We start from the raw sequence: 25,484 nt of genomic DNA on the forward strand, positions 1-25,484 counted from the left end.
AAAAATTCAAAACAAACAAGATGCATCTGTCGCCCCTGATCCAGCGCTTCGTGCTTCACTTCGGTGAAATGGGCAGCCGCTGGGGCATCAACCGCACGGTTGGGCAAATCTATGCCTTGCTGTTTACCGCCTCCCGCCCGCTCAACGCCGACGAAATCGCCGAGGCGCTGGGCTTCTCGCGCTCCAATGTCAGCATCGGGCTGAAGGAGCTGGAGTCGTGGAACCTGGTCAAGCTATCTCACCAGCCGGGCGACCGCCGCGAGTATTTCTCGGCACCTGACGATGTCTGGGCGATTTTCCGCACCCTGGCGGAGGAACGCCGCCGGCGCGAGATCGACCCCACGTTGTCCATGCTGCGCGAAGTCCAGCTGGAGACCGTGAGCGATCCGGACGATCGCCATGCGCAGGAGCGGATGAAGGAGATGTACGGGCTGATCCTACTGGTGACGAGCTGGTTCGGCGAGATCCAGAAGCTGGATGTGGCCACGCTGGAGAAGCTGATGAAGCTCGGCTCCAAGGTCAACAAGCTGCTGGACGTGAAGGACAAGCTCAGCCTTGCCATCGGCGGAAAAGCCCGCGCCGGCACGCCCCCTGCCAGTGCCGTGAAAGCCAAGACGACCCGCACCCGGAAGGAGTAGTTGCATGTTCTCGTCGCTCGACCCGGTGGTGCTTGCGCGCGTGCAGTTTGCCGCCAACATCACGTTCCACATCTTGTTTCCCACCATCAGCATCTCGCTGGGCTGGGTGTTGCTGTTTTTCAAGCTGCGCTTCAATAAAACCGGCGATGAACGCTGGATGGCGGCGTACCGTTTCTGGGTGAAGATCTTTGCGCTGACCTTTGCGCTGGGCGTGGTCAGCGGCATCACCATGAGTTTCCAGTTTGGCACCAACTGGCCGGGCTATATGGAGACCGTGGGCAACGTGGCCGGTCCGCTGCTGGCCTATGAGGTGCTGACGGCGTTCTTCCTGGAGGCGACCTTCCTCGGCATCATGCTGTTCGGCATGCGCCGGGTGAGCAACCGCACGCATACCATCGCCACCTTGCTGGTGGCGGGCGGCACCACGTTGTCGGCGTTCTGGATCCTGGCGCTGAATTCGTGGATGCAAACCCCGGCGGGCTTCGAGATGATCGATGGCCGCGCGCACGTGACGAGCTGGCTGGCGGTGATCCTCAACCCGTCGTTCCCGTACCGCTTCGTGCATATGCTGCTGGCGTCGGGGCTGACCGTGGCGTTCCTGCTGGCAGGCATTTCGGCCTATCGCTGGCTGCGTGGCGACCGCGCGCCGGAGGTGCTGTCGTCGCTGCGCACCGGTGTGACCATTGCCGCGGTGCTGATCCCGCTGCAGATCGTGGCGGGCGACCTGCATGGCCTGAATACGCTGCACCACCAGCCGGCCAAGATCGCCGCGATGGAGGGGATCTGGAAGACGGAGAAGGGCGCGCCCGCCGTGTTGTTCGGCGTGCCCAACGCAAGCACGCAAAGCAATGATTTCGAGATCGCCATTCCCAAGCTGGCCTCGCTCTACCTGACGCATCACATGGATGGCGAGATCAAGGGCATCGATGCCTTTGGCGACAAGCACCCGCCGGTGGCGCCGCTGTTCTTCGCCTTTCGGATCATGGTGGGCGTGGGCCTGCTGATGCTGGCGGCATCGTGGGTGGCGGCGTGGCAGTTGCGCCGTGGCGGCCAGCCCGCGCCGTGGATGGCGCGCGTGCTGATTGCCATGACCTTCTCCGGCTGGGTGGCCTTGGTGGCTGGCTGGTACGTGACCGAGATTGGCCGCCAGCCTTACCTGGTGTACGGCGTGCTGACCACAGCGCAGGCCGCGTCCAAGGTGCCGGCGGCGATGATCGCCTCCACGCTGGCGATGTACCTGGCACTCTACCTGGCGCTGATCGCGGCCTATGTCTCGGTGGTGTTCCACCTGGCGCGCAAGGCCGGGACCGACCCGAAGGCGGATAACCCGCGGACCGAACCCCCTCAAGCCGTGTTGCCTGGCGAACTGCGGAGCGCAGAATGACCGACCTGACCCAACCCGCCGGCTGGATGCCGCTGGTGTTCCTGGCCCTGATGGGCATCTCCATGCTGGTCTACGTGATCCTGGACGGCTACGACTTGGGCGTGGGCGTGCTGCTGCGCCGCGCGGACGATGCCGACAAGGACACCATGATCGCCTCAATCGGCCCGTTCTGGGATGCCAACGAGACCTGGCTGGTGCTGGGCGTGGGCCTGCTGCTGGTGGCCTTTCCCATTGCGCACGGCGTGATCCTGACCCAGCTCTACCTGCCGGTGGCGCTGATGCTGGCGGGGCTGATCCTGCGCGGCGTGGCGTTCGACTTCCGCGTGAAGGCACGCGCGCACCACAAGCCGTGGTGGAACCGCGCGTTCTACGCCGGCTCGCTGCTGGCCGCGTTCTCGCAGGGCCTGATGCTCGGCCTGTATATCACGGGATTCCAGCACGGCTGGCTCGACCTGGCCTTTGCGGTAGTGGTGGGCTTGTGCCTGGTGGCGGGCTACTGCCTGCTGGGCGCGGGCTGGCTGATCATGAAGACCAGCGGCAGCCTGCAGCGGCGCGCCATGTACTGGGCGCGCCGCAGCCTGTGGCTGACGGGCATTGGCGTGGCGGCGATCTCGCTGGTCACGCCGATGGTGAGCCAGCGCATCTTCGACAAATGGTTCTCGCTGCCCAACATCATCCTGCTGGCGCCGATCCCACTGGTCACGGTGGCGCTGTTCATCCTCATCGACCGCCTGCTGCGGCGCCTGCCGGCCATGCACGACCGCGGCAACGACCGCTGGTGCTGGGTGCCCTTCGCCGGCACGGCGGTGATTTTCCTGATGGCGTTCAACGGCTTGGCCTACAGCATCTTCCCCTACCTGGTGGTGGACAAGATCGATATCTGGCAAGCTGCGAGCGCGCCGGAGTCGCTGGGGGTGATCCTGGTGGGCGCGGCAGTGGTGCTGCCGACCATCCTGGGTTACACGGTGTATGCCTACCGTGTATTCTGGGGGAAGGCGACCGACCTGCATTACTACTGAGCATTACTACTGAGCATTGACTGAGCGGCGCTCGATCAACCTCGCATATCTCGCACCCCAGGCACCTATGAGCGGCTCACAAGGCCAACAACCCGGCACCCCACCCTCCACGCCCCAGGCCGTCCCCCTCCCCCGGCGGCTGCTCGACCGCCTGCGCGCCCGTGCCGGCGCGCAGGTGCGGGGCCTGACCCGCAGCAACTCCGGCCTCAGCCTCGACTACGACAACCCGCCCGGGGATTCCGGCCTGTTCGGGCCGGACGCAGTCTGCTGGCGCGTGCACGCGGATTTCCCCGCGATGCTGGCCGGCGGCGTCAGCGCCCTGCTGATGCAGACCATGCATCCGCTGGCGCTGGCCGGAGTATGGGATCATTCCACCTTTCGTACCGATATGCAGGGCCGCCTGGGCCGCACCGCGCAGTTCATCGCCGGCACCACCTACGGCAACCGCGCCGATGCGCTGGCGCTGATTGACCGGGTCAGGCGCATCCACGCGGCGATCAAGGGCACGGCGCCAGATGGCCGCCCCTACGCGGCCGACGATCCGGCGTTGCTGACCTGGGTGCATGTGGCGGAGGTGTCGAGCTTTCTCACCGCCTACCTGCGCTATGTCGGCCCGCTCTCGGTCACCGAGCAGGACCGCTACTACGCGGAAGTGGCACAGATCGCCGAGCGCCTGGGCGCCACCGGCGTGCCACGCAGCGCCGACGCCATCGCCGGCTACCTGGAGCGCATGCGCCCTCAACTGGTAGTGAGCGAGCGCACCCGCGAAGTGGTGCGGTTGGTCATGGCCATGCCGGTGGCCAGCCCGCTGCTGGTGCCGGCGGTGCGGGTCATGGGAGACGCTGGCATTGCGCTATTGCCGCGCTGGGCGCAGCGCGAGCTCGGGCTGCATGGCAGCACCGCGATCCGCCGTCCGGTCTCGCTGGCCGGAATGCGCGTGCTGGCGCCCACGTTGCGCTGGGCATTGGGCAGCGGCCTGGCGGCGCGCGCGCGGCGGCGGGCGATGCAGCCCGCACCGGCAGCGCAGACGCAGTCGTCCTGACCCGCCACCCCGGGGCGGGCGATTCACTAACCATAGGAAACAGGAAAAGAACACCATGCAGACCGTTGCGGTTCTGGATTTTGAAACGACAGGACTGTCACCGCGTCAAGGCGACCGTGCCACGGAAATCGCAGTCATGCTGCTGCGCGACGGGGAAGTCGTCGACCAGTATCAAAGCCTGATGAACGCGGGCAGACGCATTCCCTCGGACGTCGTGCACCTTACCGGCATCACCAACGACATGATTGCATCGGCACCCACGGCGTCGAAGGTGATGCGGGAGGTGGCCCAGTTCGTCGGCAAGCATCCCGTGGTGGCCCACAACGCGGGGTTCGACCGCAGGTTCTGGCAAGCCGAGCTCTCGCTGCTGGGCATGCCGGCCGATCAGACCTTTGCCTGTACGATGCTCGTTTCGCGGCGCGTCTACCCGCATGCGCAGAACCACAGGTTGTCGACGCTGGTGGATATGCTGCGCCTGCCGAAGGCCGGGCGCGCCCACCGGGCCATGGCCGACGCGCAGATGACCTGCCACCTCTGGCACCGCCTGCAGCACGATATCGCCGAGACTTACGGCATGCGCCGGGTGGATTACGATCTCATCACCCGCGTGCAGGCCACCAGCAGCGCCAAGGTGCCGGCCCTCCTGCGTTCGCTGGGCGAGAGCCAGGCTCGATGATGCGTGGGCCGAACGCCGGCAATGCACCCGTGACGCAATGACGCATCCTGTGCCCAAGCGGTGGTTATGGCTGGACACCGCGCTGAGCTGGATTGCCCTTCTGGGCATCCTGACGTGTCTTGGCCTGATCGACTTCCATGGGATGCGGCCACTGGACGTGGGCGGCACCCTGTTCGGCGGTAGTTTCAATCAAATGATGTATGCCGGCGCCTGGATCGCGGCGATGGCGGGCTTGCTCCTGGCAACGGCATTTCGTCTGGACGGGCACCGCGCAGCCTGGTGCATGGCCGGGATCGTGCAGACAGGCGCGGGGGCCTGGTGGCTGGTGCACTATCCCGCGACGCACGATGGCAACCTGTTGCTATCGCCAGAGCGGGAAGAGATTGCCGCGGCGATGCTGGTCGGCGTGGCGCTACTGATTGGCGGGGTATTCCTGCATGTCAGAGCGGCCCGCGCACAGCGCCATCGCCCGATATCAAGCACAAGGACGCTCGTGCGGTCCGTGGTTGCCGGCTCATTGATCCTGATCTTCGTCGCCATCCCCCTCGCCAACGCGCTGCGCGCGCCGCTACCGCATTGCGCCTTCAGCAAAGCAGGCTCGCAACTGACCGTTTGCCTGGATGCAGGTGACACGCCCGTCATTGTCGATTGATCTGAAGGCCGCATGGCCAGGCAGCCAGCGCCTGGCCTTGCATCACGCTTAAACATACTGACTAACGATATGGGTCCAAACAACAATGCATGACTTGAAGACTGGCGCATTCTGGCGGCGCGCCTGCCTTGCCCTGCTTGGCGCACTGCTGGTGGCCGATGCCATCGCCCTGATGCTGATGGGGCTGTTCAACTTCGGGGTCGTCCTCCCTCTGGCGATCGGCGCGGCCTTTCTCGCGCTCTCATGGCGCTGGGAGCGGGTAGCGCGATGGCGCGCGGCCAGCCCACGGCATCGATGGATCTGGGCGCTGGGCCGCACAGCATTTGCCGTGTGGCTGGTGACGCTCGGGATGTTCTTCTATTTCATCAGCGCCAGCAACGCGAACTTCCCGGCAACGGGACCGACGGCAAACACCATCCTCATACTGGGCTCCGGCACGCCACGTTGCGCCGCGTCGCCCACCCTGGCTGCACGGCTGGACAAAGGGCTGGCGCTGGCGCGGCAATGGCCGGCAGCGCGAGTCGTGGTGAGCGGCGGCCAGGATTTCGGGCTGCTGTGCAGTGAGGCGGACATCATGGCGGACTACCTGATCGCGCACGGCCTGGCACCGCAGCGCCTGATCCGGGAGGACCGGAGCACCAGCACGGAGGAAAACCTGCTCTTCAGCCACCGGTTGCTTGCGCAACAGGGCGTGAGCGCCGCAGACCCGCTGGTGCTGGTGACCAGTGATTTTCATCTGGTGCGCGCAAAGCGGATCGCGCGTAAGGCTGGGTTCCAGGCAGTGTCTGGCGCAGGAGCGCCAACGCCGCTTTACTTGCGTTACAACGCCTGGCTGCGCGAGTATTTTGCGTTTATCAGTGGCTGGGTATTGCGTGAATTCTGACCGGAAAGAGGCAAGGAAAACGATGGAAGACCGGGGTGACGAAGTGCGTGAGTGATCGGCGCTCGGCAGTAAGCTGCCGGCTTCCGTTTCCGATCGGCCGAGGGGGCAGCGATTGCCTCGCTCTCCAGATACTCAACAGCCAGTTGCCCGCCAAGCTGCTAAATGCCAATAGCTTCCCCAAGGCACGGTGGTGCCGCCCCTCTTGTCCAGTTGGGATCCGCGATCAGAGAGGTCCGCCTTCGGCGTGACCTTTCCCAGGAAGAGCTTGCCCATCTGGCCGGCATCGACCGCTCCTATATGAGTTCGGTGGAGCGGGGAGGCCAGAATTTGGGGGTGATGCATCTTTTGAGAATCGCGACTGCGCTTGAGGTTACGGTCGCGGAGTTGATGGCTGTTGCCAAGCTCTAAGCGTCAACACTAGCCAGCTCGGGAGGTCCAACTGCACAAACAAGCCGGGCACCGGCCCGCGCTTGTACCCTGACCGGCTGCGAACAACGGCAAACCCGGCTCGACGCCCTGGGGCCTCAGACATGGCATGCCGCTGCGTGCCAAGCCATTGCCAACGACGACACTCCAGGGACGGAGTCCACAGCTGGCCCATGGCAGCGGATGTCGTAGTGATCAGCGCTCAGCAGTAAGCTGCCGCTTCCGGCCGGCCAGCCCCCCCCCCAACGCATCGCCCTTCCTCCCACTCCACTTCCCCCTGAGGCCCCAATGCGGCCTCTTTTTTCGTCCTCCCCGCGTAAACCCTCGGATTGACATCCCCATCTCGTCTTTATATTCTTTTATGAACACTACGTTCATATTTGAACACACGCCGGCAAGCGCAACCGCTGAGCAGCGAGGCGCACACCCGGGCCCACACCAAGGCGACCCCAGAGGAACAAGCACCATGGCATCACAAAAGATTGGCATCAACGGCGCCGGCATCGGCGGACTCGCCGCGGCGATTGCGCTGCGCAAGCTCGGGAAGGACGTGGTGGTGTTCGAGCAAGCCTCGCGCTTCGCGCGGGTCGGCGCGGACATCAATCTCACGCCCAATGCCGTGCGCGCGCTGGATGGCCTGGGCGTGGGCGAGGCATTGCGCGAGACCGCCGCGCGGCCCAGCCACCGCATCAGCCGGGTGTGGAACACCGGCGAGGAGACCTCGCGGCTGGCCATGTCCGACGAGGCGCAGATCCGCTACGGCGCGCCGCAGCTCACCATGCACCGCGGCGACCTGATGACCGCGCTGGAAGCCGCGCTGCCGGCAGCCTGTGTCAAGCTGGGCAAGAAGGCGACGCAGATCGAGCGGCATGCGGCCGGCGCCACGCTGCATTTCGCCGATGGCACACAGGAAGACGTGGATGTGCTGATCGGTGCCGACGGCATCCACTCGGCCGTGCGCACCGCGCTGTTCGGGCCCGAGCATCCGGTCTTCACCGGCGTGGTGGCCTACCGCGCGGTGGTGCCCGCCGAGCGCCTTGCCGGCGTGCCGAACCTGCAGGCCTTCACCAAGTGGTGGGGCCCGGAGGCGACGTCGCAGATCGTCACCTTCCCCCTCAACCGCGGGCGCGAGATCTTTATCTTCGCCACCGTGGCGCAGGAAGCCTGGCGCAACGAATCCTGGACCACGCCGGGTCGTGTGGAAGACGTGCGCGCAGCCTACGCTGGCTTCCATGCCGAAGCGCGCGCGCTGCTTGATGCCTGCGACGACGTGCTGATCTCCGCCCTCTACGTGCGCGACCCGCTGCCCGCCTGGTCGGCCGGCAACGTCGCGCTGATGGGCGACGCCTGCCACCCGATGATGCCTTTCATGGCGCAAGGTGCCGGCATGGCCATCGAGGATGGCGTGGTACTGGCGCGCTGCCTGGCCGAAGCCAATGGCGACGACATCCCCAGCGCGCTCGCACGCTACCGGGCCGCGCGCTTTGAGCGCACCAGCCGCATCCAGATCGGCTCGCGCAGCAATGCCTGGCTCAAGGAAGGCGGCAACGCGGACTGGGTGTACGATTACAACGCCTGGCAGGTAGCCCTCGGCTAAGCACCAAGTCCGCAGGCTGACCTCGCCGCCCCCCCCCCTTTCCACGGAACCGATGAGCAAGAACCCCAAGCTGAACCAGCCCGTGCCCGACGCTAGCGATGCCGCCGATCTCGCCGACGGCGGCGACGAAGACAAGACGCAACTGGTCAGCCCGGTGATCCGCGCCATGCGGCTGCTGCGCTTTATCGCGGAAGGTGGGTCCACCACCAACCTGAGCGAAGTCGGCCGGCGCATCGACGTGAACCGCGTCACCGTGATGCGCCTGCTCGCCACGCTGGAACACGAAGGCATGGTGGAGCGGCTGCCGCAGGGCGGCCACCAGGCGGGCTTCGCTCTGCTCAAGCTGGGCGCAAAGGTGCTGGCAGGCAAGGATCTCACGGTCTTTGCGCGGCGCGTGCTGGCCACCCTGAGCGAATCGCTGCGGCTCTCCGCCTATCTCGGCGTGCTGGATGGCGGCGACGTGCTCTACCTGCTGCGCGATATGCCTCAGACCTCGCTGGTCAGCAATATCCAGGTTGGCAGCCGGGTGCCGGCGCACCTCACCACGCCCGGCCGCATGCTGATTGCCGGCCTGCCGGAAGACACGCTGCGCGGGCGTCTCGGCGAGGAACCGCTCGCGACCGTCACCGGGCAAAGCCCGGCCACGTATGCCCGCCTGGGCGACATCCTCGCCGCCGACCGCGAGCGCGGCTGCGCCTGGAGCTTCTCTGCGTTCGAGCCCGGCATCGACTCTTGCGCGGCACCCGTATTCGACGCCAGTGGCGCCACGGTGGCTGCCATCAGCGTGGCCGGCCCGGACATTCGTTTCGAGCGCGACCCCGATCTTCGCGAACGCGTGGAGCGCGAGGTCAAGCGCGCCGCACGCGATTTGTCCGGCCTGCTCGGCTACGCCGCCGGGCAGCGCCACCCACACTGACACCACGTCAACAGGAGACGCCCGGATGACAACGCCTGCACTCCCTACATTCTTCATCTCGCATGGCGGCGGGCCCTGGCCCTGGATGGAGGACCAGATGGGCAACCGCTACGACAAGCTCAAGGCCGCGCTGCAGCAGATGCCACAACTGGTACAACGCACGGGCAGTGCGCCCAAGGCCGTCCTGATGATTTCGGCGCACTGGGAAGAGCCGGAATTCACGGTCATGGCCAACCCGAAGCCGCCCATGATCTATGACTACTACGGCTTCCCGGATTACACCTACCAGATTCAGTACGCGGCACCGGGCGCACCGCAGCTCGCCGCGCGCGTGCAAGGTTTGCTCGAGGACGCCGGCCTGGCCGCGCGGCTCGATCCGCTGCGCGGCTTCGACCATGGCATGTTTGCGCCGATGGCCGCCATCTATCCCGACGCCGATATGCCGACCGTGCAGCTCTCGCTCAAGCGCGGGCTCGATCCGCAAACGCATCTCGCACTCGGGCGAGCGTTGGTGCCGCTGCGCCACGAAGGCATCCTCATCGTGGGCAGCGGGCTGAGCTACCACAACCTGCGCGCATTCGGCCCCGCTGGGAAAGCACCATCGGCTGCATTCGATGCCTGGCTCCAGCAAGCCTTGACGACAACCACCCCAGCGCAGCGCACTGCCGCGCTAACAGGCTGGGAAAGCGCACCCGCCGCCCGGCAGGCCCATCCGCGAGAAGAGCACTTGTTGCCATTGATGGTTGCCGTGGGTGCGGCCGAAGACGACATTGCCACGCGCGTCTACCACGAAGACGACTTCGCCGGCGGCATCACCGTGTCGAGCTTTATGTTTGGGGGAAGCTGAAACTTGAAGGCAGCCGGTGCGGGATTCCGCATTGGCGAGAGTAGCGTGGGCCGGGAGGAACAGCTTGTCGGCGCCAGCTAGCTTGATGAGCCCGCGCGAAGAACGCGAACCTGGGGACCTGGGGAAAAGACATGGTGCCCATGGGCAGGATCGAACTGCCGACCTCTCCCTTACCAAGGGAGTGCTCTACCACTGAGCCACATGGGCAACGATTACGCGTTGCTTTACTACCTTACTGCTTTATCCTTACCACCAAAAATCACTCTAACCCATTGATTTTTAAGGAATTTTTTGAGTTCCCGCCGAATCAATGGACTGCATTATGGACTAATCGACCCTGCTCGGCAACCCCTTAATCGCGAAAGTTTCCATCTCTGTTCCGGCAGAAATATCTCGCGGCATGTGATTCCGATGTGACTCTGCGTGGGTATTCGCAATTCAAAGCGAAATGCGGTAGGTCCACCCCTCGCTGGCGTGTAAACTGCAGGGTTTTTGATTCAGCCGGTATGGTGCAAGCTCCACAGCACACAGGTTGCAGCGGCCCGACGCTCATTCGCTTGCTTGCGCGCCTTGCGGACGTCGATGTTCCCGAACCCAGACAATCGCTCTCGGACCGACTGAGCCAGTGGCTCGGCTGGGCCGATGCCATCGAACTGTCCACGGCCCTGAACGGCAACCCGCCGTCGGTAGGCCCGGGCGCGCGCGCCTTCGGCAGCGCCGAGGCGCTTGCGTGCGACCGTGTGCGAGCCGCGCTGGCAAATGCCATCGCAGGCGATAGCGCCGTTGCTTCCGCCAAGCGGCGCGGGCAACCGCAAGCGCCTGCCCAGGGAGATTCCATGGATGCAGCGGTCGATTACGCGACTTATCGTCAGCGTTATCTCTCAATGCAGCAGGCGATGGAGACCGGTATCGGCAGCTTGCGCGGCCGCCTGCGGGCGATGCTGGCCGCCAGGACGCCCGCCCTGTCGCAGCTCGCAGCGGTGGATGCTGTCATGGAGGGGGCACTGGGTGCGCGCGAGCGCAGCCTGCTTGGTGGCGTGCCCGCTTTGCTGGAAGCTCACTTCGCGCGCTTGCGCCAGGCCGAGCAGGCAATGCTGGCCGACGCCCAGGCCTCGGGCGAGCCCGCGGCGGTCACGTCCGGCGCATGGCTGGACGTGTTCCGCAGGGATATGCGCAGCGTACTGCTTGCCGAACTGGATATTCGTTTTCAACCGGTCGAAGGGCTGCTTGCCGCCCTTCGCTCCAGCTAACAGGACGCCATGTCCAGATATCTTAATTTCGCTGTTTTTCTGGTCGGTCTGGCCGCGGTGTGCTGGATCGGTGTGGGCTACGCCGGCTCGAACTCCCTGGCGCTGGCTGTCACCATGCTGATCGGCGCCTGCTATGTGGCAGGCGCACTCGAGCTGCGGCGCTATCACCAGGCCACGTCCACCTTGGCGCGGGCCATAGCTGGCCTGTCCGAGCCGCCGGCCAGCCTGGATGCCTGGCTGGCGCTATTGCCTGCGAGCCTGCGCAATGCGACGCGCCTGCGCATCGAAGGTGAGCGCGTGGGCTTGCCGGGTCCGTCGCTCACGCCGTATCTGGTGGGCTTGCTGGTGTTGCTGGGCATGCTGGGTACGTTCCTGGGCATGGTGGCCACCCTGAAAGGCACCGGCATGGCGCTGGAAAGCGCGACGGACTTGCAGGCCATCCGCGCCTCGCTGGCCGCGCCGGTCAAGGGCCTGGGATTTGCATTCGGCACTTCGGTCGCGGGCGTGGCCACCTCCGCGATGCTGGGGCTGCTTTCGACGTTGTGCCGCCGCGAGCGGACACAAGCGGCGCAGATGCTCGACACCAGGATCGCGACGACATTGCGCATCTACTCGCTGTCCCACCAGCGCGAGGAGACCTTCAAGCTCCTGCAGCGGCAGGCCGAGGTGATGCCCACCTTGGTCGATCGGCTGCAGGCCATGATGGCGGCCATGGAACAGCAGAGCCTGGCCTTGCACGAGCGCCAGCTCGCCAGCCAGGACGCTTTCCACGGCAAGGCCGAGGCCGCGTACACCCGCCTGGCTTCCTCGGTGGAGCAATCCTTGAAGGAGAGCGTCGCCGATAGCGCCCGCGCCGCCGGTGCGGCGCTCCAGCCGGCGGTGGAGGCCACCATGGCAAGCCTCGCGCGCGGGACAGCCGCGCTGCAAGACACCGTCACGCAGGCCGTGCAGCGGCAGCTGGACGGCCTGTCGACCGGTTTCGAGGCGACCACCACCACCGTGGCCGGCATCTGGAACGATGCGCTGGCGGGGCACCAGCGATCGAGCGAAGCGCTTACCCAGGACCTGCGCACCTCGCTCTCCCGGTTCACCGACACCTTCGAGCAACGCTCCGCAGGCCTGCTGGAGGGCGTCTCCACCCGCCTGGAAGCCACGACCGGCAGCCTGTCGGCGGCCTGGAACCACGCGCTCTCCCAGCACGAGCGCGTCAGCCAGAAAATGGCGGGCGACAATCAAAACGCTTTGGCGGCTGCCGCGGCGAGCCTGGAGCAGCAATCGACGGCACTCGTTCGCACGGTAGGCCAGTCGCATGCGGACCTGCAAGCGGAACTGGCTGGGCGAGACCAGCAGCGGCTGGCGGCCTGGGCCGATACGCTCGGCACGCTGGCTGCGACGCTGCGCAAGGAGTGGGAACTGACGGGCGCGCACACCGCGAGCCGGCAGCAGGAAATCTGCGACACGCTGGCGCAGAGCGTGCGCGACATTTCCGCCCAGACGCAAGCACACGCCAGCAACACCCTCGTCGAGATCGACCGGCTCGTGCAAGCCGCTTCGGCGGCCCCCAAGCTGCTGGAAAGCGTCTCCGCCCGCCTCGAGACCGCGACAAGTGGCATGTCGGAAGCGTGGAACAACGCGCTCTCCCAGCACGAGCGCGTCAGCGAAAAACTGGCGGGCGACAACCAACACGCCCTGGCGGCGGCCGCGGCAACGTTCGAGCAGCACTCGGCGTCGCTGGTGCGCACCGTGGGCCAGTCGCATGCGGACCTGCAAGCGGAACTGGCTGCGCGTGACCAGCTGCGGCTGGCGGCCTGGACCGATACGCTCGGCACGATGGCGGCATCGCTGCGCCAGGAGTGGGAGCAGGCAGGCACGCACAACGTCAGCCGGCAGCAGGAAATCTGCGACACGCTGGCGCAGAGTGTGCGCGACATCTCGGCCCAGACGCAGGCGCACGCCAGCAACACCGTCGCCGAGATCGACCGGCTCGTGCAAGCCGCTTCGGCGGCCCCCAAGCTGCTGGAAAGCGTCTCCGCCCGCCTGGAAACCGCAACAAGCGGCATGTCGGAAGCATGGAACAACGCGCTCTCCCAGCACGAACGCGTCAGCGAAAAACTGTCGGGCGACAACCAACACGCCCTGGCGGCGGCCGCGGCGACGTTCGAGCAGCACTCGGCGTCGCTGGTGCGCACCGTGGGCCAATCGCATGCGGACCTGAAAGCGGAACTGGCCGCGCGGGACCAGCAGCGGCTGGCGGCCTGGACCGATACGCTCGGCACGATGGCGGCGACGCTGCGCCAGGAATGGGAGCAGGCAGGCACGCACAACGCCAGCCGGCAGCAGGAAGTCTGCGACACGCTGGCGCAAACCGCGCGCGACATCTCGGCCCAGACGCAGGCGCATGCCAGCAACACCATCGCCGAGATCGCCCGGCTCGTGCAAGCCGCTTCGGAAGCCCCCAAGGCAGCCGCCGATGTCATTGGCGAATTGCGCCAGAAGCTCTCGGACAGCATGGTCCGCGACAACGCGATGCTGGAGGAACGTGGCCGCTTGCTGGAAACGCTCGAAACCCTGCTCGATGCCGTGAACCACGCCTCCACCGAGCAGCGCACGGCCGTCGACGCGCTGGTGGGCACGACGGCGGATCTGCTGGATCGTGTTGGCACCCGGTTCACCGACAAGGTCGAGGCTGAAGCCGGGAAGCTGGAAGCCGTCGCCGCGCAGGTCACGGGCAGCGCCGTCGAGGTGGCAAGCCTGGGCGAAGCCTTCGGCATGGCGGTGCAGCTGTTCGGCGAGTCGAACGACAAGCTGGTGGCCCACCTGCAGCGCATCGAAGCCGCGCTGGACAAGTCCGCCGCGCGTAGCGACGAACAGCTTGCCTATTACGTCGCACAGGCCAGGGAAGTCATCGACCTGAGCATGCTGTCGCAGAAGCAGATCGTCGAAAACCTGCAACATCTCGCAGGACAGCGGGCGCCCGCCAGCGCTGAAGCGGCATGAGCGAGGAGATCGACGCCGGCGTGGAGCCGACCGTGCCGATCTGGGCCGTCTTTGGTGACCTGATGTCGGTACTGCTGGGCGCCTTTGTGCTGATCCTGGTGAGCGTCATCGGCGTGCAGCTTGAACTCTCGACCAGGCTGGAGGAGGAGGTCAAGCAGCGGCAGGTGGAGAAGCATCGCCGCGAGGCCCTTGAGCAAGCGCTGGCTGGCCCGCTGGCGGCGGGCCGGGTGACGCTGGTCAACGGGCGCATCGGCATCAAGGGCAGCGTGTTGTTTGCCCTCAACTCCGATCAATTGCAGCCCGAAGGCCGGGAGGTGTTGAAGAGCCTGGCCGCGCCGCTGTCCGCTTACCTCCAGGCCCGCGAGGAGATCCTGATGGTGAGCGGATTTACCGACGACCGCCAGGTGCGCGAGGCCAACCGCCGCTTTGCCGACAACTGGGAGCTGTCGGCCCAGCGCGCGCTGACGGTAACCCGCGCGTTGATCGATGAAGGCGTCCCGCCCTCCTCGGTGTTTGCGGCCGCCTTCGGCGCCGAGCAGCCCGTGACCTCAAATGCCAACGACGAGGGACGGGCCAAGAACCGGCGCGTGGAAATCGCACCGATTCCGAGGCCGTCCAACGAAACGGGGAAGCCGCATGATTAGTGGCGAAATAGGTGGCGAAATAGGTGGCGAGATTGGTGGCGAGATTGGTGGCAACATCCGCGACGCCCTTGCCACGCTCGACGCTTGGCGCGCACGTGGTGCCGATCGCCTGAATCCTGTCCGCTTTCGATTCATCGAGGCGCTGGCCCGACGCGCGGCCGCCCACAGCGGCAATGCGCGACACATCCTGGACGCCAGGCTGGCCAAATTACTCGAAGCCTATGCCGGAGATCTTGAAAGCGCCGATTGCAGAGACAGCAAGAACAGCAATGTCGGCAATGTCGGCGGCACAGCATCGCCAGGCGCTCCCCCTCGCGGGCCGCTGGCCGGACTGGTCAACTACATCGCCATCCGGGCGCCGTCGGATCGCGGCGCCCCCGCGGCGATTGCTGGCGTGCCCCGTCGCGCGTCCTTACCGGACATGGAGGTGCTCGACTACTTCCGGGAAACCTGGTCCAGGGTCAGCACCGATCGACGGTTGCGGCAGTCGCTGGAGCAAGTGCCGGATAATGCCGGCCCGCTCAATTCGAGCCGCCTCGTGCATCGCTCGCTCTCCCTGATGCGCGATCTGTCGCCTGAATATCTCCACCAGTTCTTGTCGTACGTCGATGCCTTGTCGTGGATGGAGCAGATGAACGGCGGCGGTGTCATAGCGGGTAAAGACGCGCCGCGCGCAGGGAGCATCAAGCCGAGCGCTCGCAGCAGGCCACGCTAGCGCAGCTTGGAGGACGGCGGGTCAATATCGGCTTAGTTCGTCCCGGCGAGCCGTACGATGCCACGCCACAGGTGCGAGGAGCAGCACCGCCAGAAGGAACCCCACCTGCGAAAGATAGAACGGCTCGAGCCATTGCCGATTCAATGCGACGTAAAACGTGTTGTGAACGACGTCGACAATAATGATTGCCGCGGTGAGAGCAATGCCCACCCTTGGTTTGATGAAAAGAAGCAGTGCTGCCAAGGGATCGACAATCGTCAGCGCGCCCCAGAACACCCGGCTGGCCAAGTACGCGCCATTCCCATAGCCGTAGTCCCAGAGAAAGCCATGTTGAAAATCTGCCCGCACGTGATTGGCTGTCGCGACCAGAAGACAGCAGGCAAAGAGAAAACGAATGGAAAATGAAACGCTTGGCATGGCTTGATCTGTCTGCTTGGTCGTCTATCTAGCGTTTGCCTGTGGCGATCGGCGGCACTTCGCAAGCCTGCGCCGTGAGCTCCGATGTATCCGCGCACTGCCGCCACAACGCCTCCGGCATTGCCGCCACCAGCACCAGGTCCTGCCCCGGCGCATAGTTCCAGAACACCCGGCCCGGACGCGCGCGCGCGGTTTCCCAGATCTTGCGCTTCTGTTGCGCGGTGAGGCGGATGTCGCTGCCCCGCCCGCTGTTGCCAGCGGCGAGCACCTCGCGCTGCCCGGCGCTGAACGCCATCATGTCGCCCGCGGCCTCGTCGCCGGGCAGCAGCAGGATCTTCCATGGGTAATGCCAGGACTCCACCGACGGAACACGCCAGTCCGGGCCGTTCAGTACCATGGTGTATTGCGCGGGATTGCTCGCGGCATAGCTTGAGCCCCGCCCCTCCTGGGCGCCCAGGCTTTCGGGCAAGCGATAGGGCAGGCCTGCGTTTATCGACGAGTAGCCCTCGCTCGGGCTTTCCTTGACGTACAGGTGCTGTGGCTTGCCTTGCGCGTCGAAGGTGCGCACCTGCACACGCCGCCCATGGGCATCGCGCTGGATCATGCGCAGCAGGTGGCCATCGGCATCATGCACATAGCGCAGCGCGGCCGTCTCGCCGGAGCCGGACTCGCATGCCCCTTCGCCCGACGAGGCAAGCCAGCCTGCCTTGTCGTAGCGTAGGCAATGCTGGCTGGACAGCTTTGGCGGCGCGTCGTCATCGCTGTCATACGTGTCGAACCCAGCCAAGCGTGCCGCGCCGTCGTAGCGCAGGACGAGCGTGCGCTCCCGCTTGTAGTCTTCAGGCCCGGCCGCACGCGCATCGTCGGCACGATTGCCCGGCTGGCCGTGCCGCCGCTCCGATGCGTAACGAAGGCTCTGCGCCGGACTCAGCAGCGCCTCGCGCCTTTGTTCAAACGCTTCGGTGAAGCGGTACTGCTCCACGCGGCACAGGTGGCGCGTGCTGTCGCCCGCATCATCGAAGTACAGCACGGTTGGGCCCACGCGCTGGTCCGTGGGCAGGCCGTAGACCGACCAGTCGACCTGCTCAGCCCATAGCAAAGCCCGCGCGCGGCCGGCAATGGAGATGCGCAGCGGCATGTCCAGGTTGTCCGACTTGACGCGCGCGCCATCCAGGCCCAGCAGCGTGCCCGCTTCGTCCAGCGGAAAGTCCACCACAACCCGCGTCATCGCAGCCGAGGCGCTGGCCGCCGGATCGCACACGGCGTGAGCGACCGGCGAGACGGAAAGCGCGAGCAGCAGTGCCAGCGTTTGCGCTGGACTAGGCCTATTGAAATTGCGTGGCATGGAGGTAGGACACCAGGTTCCAGAACTCGGCGCTGACGCCGCCCAGGCGCAATGCGCCGCTCTTGTCATCCATCAACAGGAAGGGATAGGCACGCCGCTCAAACCTGCCCGCCGGTGGCAGGCGATAGGGCTCGAAGCGCTTGGGGTCGCTGAAGTAGCGCTCCGTGGTGTCGCCACCGCCGCCGTTGATGTGCATATACCAGACGCTAAGGTTGTGCGCGCCGATCGTCGCTTCGTTCTCCGGATAGATGCCGCCGTCACCCGCCGGCACCGCGTCGCGCAGCAGGTCGAAGAAGATGCGCCCCGCACCCACCACCGCGAAGCCGCTGCCCGCGCTAATGTCGCTCTGTTCCGCCAGAGCCTTCAATAGCGGCACGGCACGCGATTCCGGCACGACTGACTTTGCGAAAACCTGCTCGATCTGCGCCTCAGTGATCTGCGCGCCCGCCTTGCGCCGCTGCTGCAGCGTGGCGAAGTCGGTTTCGAATTGCTGCTGCCATGCGCGATAACGCTGCGCTTGTGCCGCGCGGTCGAACTGCTGAGCAAATGCGGACGTCGTGAACAGAAGAGCGAGCATCCAGAAGGCCAGCGCCCGGATGCCTGCGCTCTTGCCAGGTCGTGTTCTCATGATGTCGACGGCGAAGTGGTTCTTCTGTTGCGCGGCGCGGCGCAGGGTGGTCAGGCGTCTTTGCAAGGCGGTGGGCATTCAGGTGGAATTCGGTGTAAGCGTTTCAAAGTTGACGAGGCAATTGGATCGGCGACAGCCTGGCGCATTGGTTCATCCGCGCGTCAACCTGTCCTTCGATGGATGGCGCGCCGCGTGAAAAGCGCTGCCAGCATGCCGATCAGATAGCCACTGCCGGTGGCCACGCTGATGAACAAAACCAGAAGGCCCGAGTACGGTCGCCCCCAGATTGTCGCTGCGGCAAATGCTGCGATTGCCATGCTGGCCGGCAAAACCACGCGCCATATTACCGAGCGCAGCCGCATGCTCCCAACGGCTGCGGAAATGCCCCCCAAAAGCAGGCCGAGGCCAAACGCGATGTCTTCGATGTCTACTCTCCGTTGAGTGCGTGGATGATGCGTTCGCGGCAGCGCCACTGTCGCGCGGCCAGGCTGCCTCGCACCTGCGCGCGCGAAGGCACATGAGAAGGAGCATGCTGGCCCCGGGTCACTAATATGTTTGTCAAGCGGCAACCGTTACGCAGTGCTACAGATTGATCTGCGCCTCCGTAATCACCTCTGCAACCAGCACCTTTCCGGGGCCATCCAGAAAATACTCCACCTCGGCCGGCTCGCGCAATTTCAAATAGGTGGATTCGCCGATCTGCATGGTATGCCCGGCCGCCAGCTCCGCGCCGCTTTCCATCATATAGCCCATGATGTTGTTGACGATGTCGGCATACCGCTGGCCCTCTTCGTGCCCACTGGCAAGCACAGCAAAGTCGGGGAGTCCGAACAGGTCGCCGCCATAGGTGCGCATCCACACGCCCTGTACATCCTGCACTTCATACTTGACGAACCCGCAGTAGAGGGCATTGAGCGGCAGGCTGCGCAGCAATTCCAGGCTCTCGCTGCCAAGACTGTCTGGCGCCAGGATACCGGCGGGCAGTGAGGTGCGCGCATGCTCGTTCAACACCGCCAGGGCACCGAAGCCCGCCAGGGCGCCGGCTACGGCGGCGAGCGCTACGTACTGCTCCAGCGGATTGTCGTCAAAACCAGCGTAGTACAGGATGATGTGGCTGGTGTGCGCGCGTACCTCGTCCTTGACCTGCGCCGGGTAGGCTGCGGGCGCCACGCAGGCTTCGAGCGAGTCCTGCGGATAGGGGGCGTTGAAACCAATCAGCCGCACCACGTGCTTGCCCCAGCCGATGAGCCCGAACAACTCCTGCATGTCTGGCGCAATCTCGGCGCGGGCCTTGCTCATCGCGGGATGAAAGGCGCGCAAGGCGGTCGTCAACGCAGCCGCCTGCATCGTGAGCGGTCCGCAGAACAGCACCTGCAGGCTAAGCGGATTCTCGATAGCGGCGTTGGCGGTCAGGGCGGTGGCATCGGCAGATTCGTCGGCGCGTCCGAAGTAGCGGGAGAAGATGTTCATCTGTTGTACGGGCGGAGTAAGGTAAGCGCGATATCCACGCATCGCGCCGCCAGTTTACAGGCCGCAATCACAGCTGTCGCCTTCCCGCATCAAGATCCGAGTTCTACTGGCCGGCGCCAGGAGGCTCGGCTCGCTCGCTCACCGCAACGGTGTCGGCTCCCGTTGCGTGAGGACGCGGTCGATCAGCCCCCATTCCAGCGCTTGCTCCGATGTCATGTAGCGGTCTCTGTCAAGGGTGCGCTCGACCTCCTCGTAGGTGCGCCCGCAATGTTCGGCATAGAGCCGGGTGACACGATGCTTGGTCCGCTGCATCTCCTCGGCATGAATCAGGAAATCCGACGCCTGCCCTTGAAAACCGCCCAGCGGTTGATGGACGTGCAGACTCGCATTGGGGAGCGCCGCCCTTTCGCCTGGCTCACCCGCCATCAGCAGAAACGAGCCCATGGAGCGCGCGGTTCCCATGCACAGCGTATGCACCGGCGCTTTGATGTATTGCATGGTGTCGTACATGGCGAGACCGCTTGTAATGACCCCGCCGGGCGAGTTGATGTAGAGATGGATAGGCTTCGCCGGATTCTCGGCTTCCAGGAACAGGAGCTGCGCACAGACCAATGCGGATACCGCATCGTTGACCTCACCGTTCAGGAAGACGATCCGCTCGCGCAGAAGCCGCGAATAGATGTCGAAAGACCGTTCTCCCCGGCTGGATTGCTCGACGACCGTAGGGACGAGTTGCATCATTTCGCGCATTGGCGAACTCCTGTCTTCCAGATTTGCGGTTGCCGGCGCGAGGCGTCAGGCGGCGCGCATGAGGTAGGGCCAGCTGTCGTTCGCGGCCGTCTGCGCGTGGCGCTCTAGCTGAGCGTCTTCCAGCACGTGGATGATTCTGAGCACGGTGCCGCCAACGGCATTGGGCCTGAGCCGAAACGTCACTGTGCTTTCGAGGAAAGGCGGCTCTTCGTCCCGCATCCTGTAGCGAATTTCCTCGTCTGGCGTCGAAGAAACCGGCTCGGCATCGGCCAATGCTCCCTGGGGCAGCCATTTCTCGCGAAACGCGGGGATGCTGATTGCCCGCCAGACCTTCTCGGGCGGCGCGTCGAGTTCGTATTCGAGCACCAGATCCTTCATCTGCCCTTCGGTTTGCATGTCGTTCATTGGTCCATGTCCTTCAGCAAAGCCTTCAACGTGTCGACGCGCGCCGGCCAGTAGGCGCGATACTTCGCCAGCCAGCCCGCGATGAGCGCCAGTCCCTCTGGGTTGACCTCGTAATTCACGAAACGGCCTTGCCGCTCTTCGCACACCAGCCTGGCGTTGCGCAGCACCGAAAGGTGCTGGGACATGGCCGACTGGCTGATCTCCATGCCTTGCCGCAAGGCACTGGCGTTCATGCTGCCAGCCGCCAGCTTCTCGAAGATCATGCGGCGGGTCGGATCGGCCAGCGCCTTGAAGATGTCGTTTTCAATCATGACAATACATTAGCGTATACTTATATGAATCACAAGCACACCGACGGTTGATGCGCGGTATTTCTCCGGTACCCCTGACGCGCGTAGCTGCACGTTCAGCCTCGGCCAGTTGATTCCGCTTACTATAAGAAATTGTCACCGTGGCTGGCTGCGTCGCTGGACGGATGCCTTGGCGGTGCCCCAGCCAGCATTCCTGGCGACAGATTCAGGCGAAAGGGAACATTACGATGAAGAAACTGATCAATGACCCGCTTTCAGTGGTCGACGAAATGCTTGAGGGCGTTGTGCTGGCCGACCACAGGCTGACGCTGCTGGCAGGCGAGAACACTGTCGTTCGCAAAGACTTCCAGGCGCTCGCCGCCGCCAACAAGGTGAGCATCATTTCGGGCGGCGGCGCCGGCCACGAACCTGCCCACGGGGGTTACGTAGGCAGCGGCATGCTGACTGCTGCCGTTGCCGGGCCGGTATTCACCTCGCCCAGCGTGGACGCCGTTCTCAACGCCATCATGACTGTCGCCGGCCCGGCTGGCGTGCTTTTGATCGTGAAGAACTACACAGGCGATCGCCTTAACTTCGGGCTGGCCGCAGAGATTGCCAGAACGTTCGGCGTGAAGGTCGAGATCCTGGTCGTGGGCGATGACGTTGCCCTGAACGACAACGGCGGCCTGGTGGGCCGCCGCGGCATTGCCGGCACGGTGTTCATTCATAAGGTCGCGGGCGCTGCAGCCGATGCCGGTCTATCGCTCGCGGAGGTCAGGGCCGAGGCTCAACAGGCAGCCGCTGGCTTGTTCAGCATGGGGCTGGGGCTAAGTGCCTGTACGGTACCTGCCGCCGGAAAGCCAGGCTTCAAGATTGAAGACAACGAAGTCGAATACGGGCTCGGCATTCACGGCGAGAGTGGCGTGCGTCGTGGCCCTATCCAGCGGGCGGATGACATGGTCAACGTTCTCTTGGAACGGATCATCGAGCAAGGCCGATTGAAAGCAGGCGATCGTGTCGCGCTGATGGTCAATAACCTCGGCGCCACACCAGCGCAAGAATTGGACATTGTCACCCGCCAGGCCCTGCTGAGATGCTCTGCGCACGGTATCAAGGTGGAAGCTGCGATGGTCGGCACCTTTCTTACCGCGCTGGAAATGGCCGGCTGTTCGATCTCCCTCATGCGGGTCGACGATGCGATTCTGGCGCGCCTCAATGCCCCCGCCGGCGCCACCGCCTGGCACGGCATGACCGTTCCCGCAGTTGGAATTTCCAGGCAGTCTTGTGATAAGGCGGCGGAACAAAGCGCAACCCAGGGTGCTGCGTGGCCTGCGGCCAACGCCCAGGTGTTCAGGCGTGTCCTGCAGTCCGTCACACAAGCCCTGCAGCGAAACGAGGAGATCCTGACCGAGCTGGACTCTGTTGTCGGGGATGGCGACATCGGCATCAGTCTCGCCCGAGGCGCACGCGCGATCGACGACGCACTCGATACCCTCGCTTTGGATCGGCCGGCCATTGCCCTGCAGCAGATATCGGGCATCCTGCGTCGGGTCCTGGGGGGAACTTCCGGCCCGTTGTACGCGGTATTTGTCCTGCGTGCCGGCGCTGCCCTCTCGACCAGCACAAGCCTCACCTCGATATCCGCCTGGGCCGAAGCGCTGCAAGCAGGCTGCGACGGCATGGTCAGGCTGGGCGGCGCTGGAGCCGGTGACAGAACGATGCTCGATGCCCTGCTGCCTGCGGCCCTCGCGTTGCGCTCGCAGGAGGCAGGTCAGAGCGCATTGCATGCCGCAACTCAGGTAGTGAATGCAGCCTTGGGTGGCGCGGAAGCGACGCGCAACATGATGCCGCTGAAAGGCCGCTCGTCCTACATCGGAGAACGAGCACTCGGGCATGTGGACCCCGGCGCCTTTGCCATTGGCGTATGGACGAAAGCCATCGCCTCGGCCCTGGAAACATAGTGCCGTTGCGGCAGATGGAATGAATTATGGGCCAGTCACTGCCCCTTGGCAGTAAGCGAATCGGCATCCCTGTGGTGACGGGGCGCTAGGATTTCGGTAGTGCCTCAGGCCGAGCGTTGTAGCTGCCATCCGTAAAAGTGGCGTTGAAGCCCGCATACGCGTCGGCATGCAGGATGCCGCGGAAGCCGGCCAGATGAGCTTGGGGGGGCAAGCACTGGCGATTTGCAGCGCGCATCCGGCACTCAAGAACACCAGCGCCACCAGCATCGCCCGCTCTTCGCCCAGCCGGTGTCGCAGCTTCAAGCCGATGACGGAAAACAGTCCCAGCAGCAAAGCAGGCAAGGTGGTGACGAGCAGCGTGATGGTTAGATCGATATCCAGGCGCTTGAGCAAGGGGCCAACGCTGGCGAAGATGATTCGCAGGTTCAAGGCGATCAGAATGAAGCTCACCCCAAGCAATCATTGGTCGCTGGTTCCCCACCCATCCGGGGCGCCAGTTCGTTCTATGTTCCGTTGATCGGTATGTTTCATGCCTAGTCCTATGCTGACGTCAAGATGCCCATGGAGCCGGAGGCGACGAGCTATCCGAGCGACCCGACATTTGGCCTGCCGAGCGGCGCGGCCCTGAGATATTGCAGGGTGAGCATGAGTACCCCCAACAGACCGGCGATAATGCCAGCCAGCATTCCCAGGTACCCAAGCCAGTCCAGAAGCAAGCCCGCCAGCATGGGCATCACCATCCGCGTCAAGGCGAACAGACTGGACTGAATGCCATAGTCCAGGGCGGTCATGCCGGCGCGGGTGTGGTACGTCATCAGGCCGAACAACAGGCCGGCGGCGGCCCCCATCGCCACGGCAATCGACAGGGGGGCGGCAATCAACACCGAGTGCGGAGCGTGGCCGGCGACCGCAGCCGCCAAAGCCACTACCACCGCCAGATTGAGCAACGCGCCGGCAGGCAGTGTTGCGCGTACCCCATACCGCTTGGTGACATAGCCGCCGATCATGCTGGCGACGGCACCGACAAGGCCGCCCGCAACGCCCGCTACCCAGGCAACGTTCTCGGCCTTCATCCCTTGGTCGAGCAGGAGCGGCTTCAGGTGGACAGCCCCGGCCACTCACAACTAGCCTGACGAATGACGGAAGCCGCCCCGTCTTCGGTCATAGCGAGCCGCGTGGTCGTGGTAGCCTGACGCCAACATTTGTCAGGCCGGTGAATGCCATTTCATGCGCGGCCGGCGACATCGCGATTGCGCGCGAGCGTACTGCCCAACACAACTGTCAGCGTGGCGTCAGCGTGGCGCCAGCGATCTTCCGCTATAAATTCCTTGCCAATGATTCATGGCCCGCAATGGCCTACCCGAAATGCAATTGCCGCCCCTCTCCACCCGCTCGCGACGCGCGGCTCTGGCCAGTTCTGCCCTCGCACTGATCCTGCTCGGCACACTGGGCCTGCTCCAGCGCAGCCAGTCGAGCCATTCGCCCGCCCCCGCAGCGCCGCCCCCGCCCGTTCCGGTACTGCTTTCACGCGTGGAGGCGCGGGATGTGCCACGCCAAGCGGAAAGCGTCGGCACAGTGCGTTCGTTGCGCGACGTCGTGGTGCGGGCGCAGATCGATGGCCATCTCACACGCCTTTATGTGGTTGAAGGCCAGCAGGTCACGAAGGGAGAATTGCTAGCGTCCCTGGACGACCGCCCCGTCCAGGCGGCACTCAACCAGGTCCGCGCCACGCTGGAGCTGACCCTGGCTCAACTGCGGATAGCCGAACTGGATCTGAAGCGCTACAAGACCTTGATAGGCGAGAACGCGATCCCGCGCCAGACACTCGACCGGCAAGTAGCCTTGGTGGAACAGCTACGCGCGACCGCGCAAGGCAACCGCGCCGCGATCGCCGCCGAGGAAGTGCGGCTGTCTTATACGCGGATACGCTCGCCCATTTCTGGGCGGGTCGGTCTGCGCAATGTCGACGAAGGCAATCTGGTCCGTATGAATGACACCGAGGGGCTGTTTACAGTGACGCAGATCGCACCGATAACGGTGGAGTTCGCCATGCCGCAGTCGGCGCTGCCAGTATTACAGAGCCTGATTCGCGCCGGCACGCCGGCCGCTGTGCAAGCGATATCTCGCGAGGCTGGAACGTCCGTGGCGCAGGGACGACTGCTGGTGATCGACAGCCGCGTGGGTACAAGCAATGGCGCGGTACGTGTCAAGGCGGAGTTCGATAACAGTGCTGGTCAGCTCTGGCCCGGCCAGTTTGTCACTGTGCGTCTACAGACAGGGCTGCTGCACGACGCGCTGGTTTCCACGCCTGCGGTGCTCCGCTATGGCGAGCAGGACAAACCCTATGTGTTCCGCCTGAAGCCGGACAGCACAGTGGAAATCATACCGGTCAACGTCCTCTACCAGGACAGGCAGCAAGTCGTGATCGATGGCGTGACCGCCGGCGACCAGCTGATATCCGACGGACAGTCGCGCCTGCGCCCTGGCGTACGCGTGACCGTTCCGCCTGCCACCACGAAGGCGAGAATCTGA

27 protein-coding genes and 1 tRNA gene are annotated in these 25,484 nt (G+C 64.8%); 17 read left to right on the forward strand and 11 right to left on the reverse strand.

Going from position 1 to position 25,484, the window contains the following annotated elements; translation table 11 throughout:
- Positions 1-20 precede the first annotated feature (20 nt).
- From AC07XB_RS29690 to AC07XB_RS29740, 11 genes are all read left to right on the forward strand, one after another.
- Entirely contained in the window at positions 21-638 is a 618-nt protein-coding gene (locus tag AC07XB_RS29690) for a GbsR/MarR family transcriptional regulator (protein WP_492376826.1), read from the forward strand.
- A gap of 4 nt (positions 639-642) precedes the next feature.
- A complete protein-coding gene (locus AC07XB_RS29695) occupies positions 643-2,022 on the forward strand; it encodes a cytochrome ubiquinol oxidase subunit I (RefSeq protein ID WP_492830974.1) in 1,380 nt (459 codons plus the stop codon).
- Positions 2,019-3,041 carry a cytochrome d ubiquinol oxidase subunit II gene (locus AC07XB_RS29700; RefSeq protein WP_150986716.1) on the forward strand — a complete coding sequence of 341 codons (1,023 nt, stop codon included), beginning with the start codon at positions 2,019-2,021 and terminating at the stop codon, positions 3,039-3,041. Before AC07XB_RS29695 ends, AC07XB_RS29700 begins: the two co-directional genes overlap by 4 nt.
- A 67-nt stretch (positions 3,042-3,108) precedes the next feature.
- Positions 3,109-4,083, forward strand: a complete 975-nt coding sequence (locus tag AC07XB_RS29705) for an oxygenase MpaB family protein (protein WP_492387154.1) — start codon at positions 3,109-3,111, stop codon at positions 4,081-4,083.
- A gap of 55 nt (positions 4,084-4,138) precedes the next feature.
- The gene (locus AC07XB_RS29710) at positions 4,139-4,759 is read left to right on the forward strand and encodes a 3'-5' exonuclease (RefSeq protein ID WP_492830973.1); all 621 of its coding nucleotides are present in this window, start codon (positions 4,139-4,141) and stop codon (positions 4,757-4,759) included.
- 157 nt (positions 4,760-4,916) lie between these two features.
- A complete protein-coding gene (locus AC07XB_RS29715) occupies positions 4,917-5,411 on the forward strand; it encodes a hypothetical protein (protein ID WP_492830972.1) in 495 nt (164 codons plus the stop codon).
- 85 nt (positions 5,412-5,496) lie between these two features.
- Entirely contained in the window at positions 5,497-6,294 is a 798-nt protein-coding gene (locus AC07XB_RS29720) for a YdcF family protein (RefSeq protein ID WP_492830971.1), read from the forward strand.
- Positions 6,295-6,456: 162 nt separating this feature from the next.
- A complete protein-coding gene (locus AC07XB_RS29725) occupies positions 6,457-6,702 on the forward strand; it encodes a helix-turn-helix domain-containing protein (protein ID WP_416051812.1) in 246 nt (81 codons plus the stop codon).
- A gap of 484 nt (positions 6,703-7,186) precedes the next feature.
- Positions 7,187-8,317: an FAD-dependent monooxygenase gene (locus tag AC07XB_RS29730; protein WP_492376292.1), complete on the forward strand. Its 1,131-nt coding sequence runs from the start codon at positions 7,187-7,189 to the stop codon at positions 8,315-8,317.
- A 52-nt stretch (positions 8,318-8,369) separates the two neighbouring features.
- Positions 8,370-9,233: an IclR family transcriptional regulator gene (locus tag AC07XB_RS29735; RefSeq protein WP_492376291.1), complete on the forward strand. Its 864-nt coding sequence runs from the start codon at positions 8,370-8,372 to the stop codon at positions 9,231-9,233.
- Positions 9,234-9,258: 25 nt separating this feature from the next.
- A complete protein-coding gene (locus tag AC07XB_RS29740) occupies positions 9,259-10,080 on the forward strand; it encodes a DODA-type extradiol aromatic ring-opening family dioxygenase (protein ID WP_492376290.1) in 822 nt (273 codons plus the stop codon).
- Positions 10,081-10,212: 132 nt separating this feature from the next.
- Here the strand turns inward: AC07XB_RS29740 and AC07XB_RS29745 are convergent.
- Positions 10,213-10,287 (reverse strand) — tRNA-Thr (locus AC07XB_RS29745).
- A 299-nt stretch (positions 10,288-10,586) separates the two neighbouring features.
- Here AC07XB_RS29745 and AC07XB_RS29750 point away from each other — a divergent pair.
- From AC07XB_RS29750 to AC07XB_RS29765, 4 genes are read left to right on the forward strand one after another with little or no spacing between them, the layout of a single operon-like run.
- Complete coding sequence (locus AC07XB_RS29750) at positions 10,587-11,330, forward strand: DUF3348 domain-containing protein (RefSeq protein ID WP_492830970.1); 744 nt, start codon at positions 10,587-10,589, stop codon at positions 11,328-11,330.
- 9 nt (positions 11,331-11,339) lie between these two features.
- The gene (locus tag AC07XB_RS29755) at positions 11,340-14,327 is read left to right on the forward strand and encodes a DUF802 domain-containing protein (RefSeq protein WP_492830969.1); all 2,988 of its coding nucleotides are present in this window, start codon (positions 11,340-11,342) and stop codon (positions 14,325-14,327) included.
- Positions 14,324-14,971, forward strand: coding sequence for an OmpA family protein (locus AC07XB_RS29760; RefSeq protein WP_492830968.1), 648 nt, complete (start codon positions 14,324-14,326; stop codon positions 14,969-14,971). The genes AC07XB_RS29755 and AC07XB_RS29760 overlap by 4 nt, the downstream gene beginning before the upstream one ends.
- A complete protein-coding gene (locus AC07XB_RS29765; RefSeq protein ID WP_492830967.1) occupies positions 14,964-15,686 on the forward strand; it encodes a DUF2894 domain-containing protein in 723 nt (240 codons plus the stop codon). Before AC07XB_RS29760 ends, AC07XB_RS29765 begins: the two co-directional genes overlap by 8 nt.
- A 21-nt stretch (positions 15,687-15,707) precedes the next feature.
- Here the strand turns inward: AC07XB_RS29765 and AC07XB_RS29770 are convergent, their stop codons facing one another.
- The 8 genes from AC07XB_RS29770 to AC07XB_RS29805 form a co-directional block, all read right to left on the reverse strand.
- A complete protein-coding gene (locus tag AC07XB_RS29770) occupies positions 15,708-16,103 on the reverse strand; it encodes a hypothetical protein (RefSeq protein ID WP_492376287.1) in 396 nt (131 codons plus the stop codon).
- A gap of 28 nt (positions 16,104-16,131) precedes the next feature.
- A complete protein-coding gene (locus AC07XB_RS29775; RefSeq protein ID WP_492830966.1) occupies positions 16,132-17,448 on the reverse strand; it encodes a hypothetical protein in 1,317 nt (438 codons plus the stop codon).
- A complete protein-coding gene (locus AC07XB_RS29780; protein WP_493688124.1) occupies positions 17,429-18,142 on the reverse strand; it encodes a hypothetical protein in 714 nt (237 codons plus the stop codon). The genes AC07XB_RS29775 and AC07XB_RS29780 overlap by 20 nt, the downstream gene beginning before the upstream one ends.
- Before the next feature lie 95 nt (positions 18,143-18,237).
- On the reverse strand, positions 18,238-18,438 hold the full coding sequence (locus AC07XB_RS29785; RefSeq protein WP_492830964.1) for a hypothetical protein: 201 nt from the start codon (positions 18,436-18,438) through the stop codon (positions 18,238-18,240).
- Between the two features lie 220 nt (positions 18,439-18,658).
- On the reverse strand, positions 18,659-19,546 hold the full coding sequence (locus AC07XB_RS29790; protein WP_492830963.1) for a DUF4261 domain-containing protein: 888 nt from the start codon (positions 19,544-19,546) through the stop codon (positions 18,659-18,661).
- 138 nt (positions 19,547-19,684) lie between these two features.
- A complete protein-coding gene (locus tag AC07XB_RS29795) occupies positions 19,685-20,296 on the reverse strand; it encodes an ATP-dependent Clp protease proteolytic subunit (protein ID WP_492830962.1) in 612 nt (203 codons plus the stop codon).
- Between the two features lie 45 nt (positions 20,297-20,341).
- Entirely contained in the window at positions 20,342-20,701 is a 360-nt protein-coding gene (locus AC07XB_RS29800) for an SRPBCC family protein (RefSeq protein WP_492830961.1), read from the reverse strand.
- Complete coding sequence (locus AC07XB_RS29805; RefSeq protein ID WP_492830960.1) at positions 20,698-21,012, reverse strand: ArsR/SmtB family transcription factor; 315 nt, start codon at positions 21,010-21,012, stop codon at positions 20,698-20,700. The genes AC07XB_RS29800 and AC07XB_RS29805 overlap by 4 nt, the downstream gene beginning before the upstream one ends.
- 227 nt (positions 21,013-21,239) lie before the next feature.
- On the opposite strand from AC07XB_RS29805, the gene dhaL reads away from it, so the two are divergent.
- Positions 21,240-22,952 (forward strand): dihydroxyacetone kinase subunit DhaL, encoded by a 1,713-nt coding sequence (gene dhaL / locus AC07XB_RS29810; RefSeq protein ID WP_492376280.1) that lies wholly within the window; start codon positions 21,240-21,242, stop codon positions 22,950-22,952.
- 24 nt (positions 22,953-22,976) lie between these two features.
- Here the strand turns inward: dhaL and AC07XB_RS29815 are convergent, their stop codons facing one another.
- Together AC07XB_RS29815 and AC07XB_RS29820 are read right to left on the reverse strand one after the other, a co-directional pair.
- Positions 22,977-23,402 (reverse strand): hypothetical protein, encoded by a 426-nt coding sequence (locus AC07XB_RS29815; RefSeq protein ID WP_492812442.1) that lies wholly within the window; start codon positions 23,400-23,402, stop codon positions 22,977-22,979.
- Positions 23,403-23,533: 131 nt separating this feature from the next.
- The gene (locus AC07XB_RS29820) at positions 23,534-24,025 is read right to left on the reverse strand and encodes an MFS transporter (RefSeq protein WP_492830959.1); all 492 of its coding nucleotides are present in this window, start codon (positions 24,023-24,025) and stop codon (positions 23,534-23,536) included.
- A gap of 268 nt (positions 24,026-24,293) precedes the next feature.
- Here AC07XB_RS29820 and AC07XB_RS29825 point away from each other — a divergent pair, with 268 nt between their 5' ends.
- Entirely contained in the window at positions 24,294-25,484 is a 1,191-nt protein-coding gene (locus tag AC07XB_RS29825; protein WP_492387262.1) for an efflux RND transporter periplasmic adaptor subunit, read from the forward strand.

This window comes from Cupriavidus sp. GW821-FHT02F09 (assembly GCF_059421605.1).